Origin of the sequence: Pseudomonas brassicae, from assembly GCF_010671725.1 — a bacterium.
Taxonomy (GTDB): domain Bacteria; phylum Pseudomonadota; class Gammaproteobacteria; order Pseudomonadales; family Pseudomonadaceae; genus Aquipseudomonas; species Aquipseudomonas brassicae.
In genome coordinates this window covers 1-529 of sequence record NZ_JAAHBU010000377.1, presented here as the reverse complement: position 1 = coordinate 529, position 529 = coordinate 1, and the positions used below count along the sequence as shown (strand labels likewise).

Genomic DNA, 529 nt, shown 5'->3' with positions numbered 1-529 from the left:
GACGATCCGCTGGCCCTGATGGAGTACGTGGCCCAGGGCCGCGCCGATGCCGCACTGAGTTCTCAGATCAACGCCGCCTACTTCATCAGCCGGATGTTCAAGGACCGCTTGCGCATTGCCACGCTGCTGGACGACACGCCCGCGCTTGCGGCATTCGCCACCCTGCGCGAATCGCCCCTGCACGGCATTCTTGAAAAGACCCTGCTCAGCATTCCCCCGGAGCAGATGACCCAGCTGGTCAATCGCTGGCGCATCAATGCGTTGATCAGCGACACGCCATGGCGCAACTACCGCTCGCTGGTGTTGCAGATCCTGGGCGTGGCCGCGCTGATAATCGCCGCCATCGCCCTGTGGAACCGCTACCTGCGAAAACTCATGCACCAGCGCGCAGAGGCCGAGCAGGCATTGCAACTGCAACTGCGTATCAGCGAGCACCTGCTTGAAGAGCTGCGTGTGGCCAAGGAGCAGGCTGACAGCGCCAACCACGCCAAGAGCACCTTTCTCACCACCATGAGCCACGAGATCCGCA

1 protein-coding gene is annotated in these 529 nt (G+C 62.6%); it reads left to right on the top strand.

Annotated features, from left to right (window positions below):
* Nucleotides 1–529 (top strand): type 2 periplasmic-binding domain-containing protein (locus G3436_RS22015; RefSeq protein ID WP_476644177.1); only part of this gene is annotated, 529 nt, incomplete at both ends.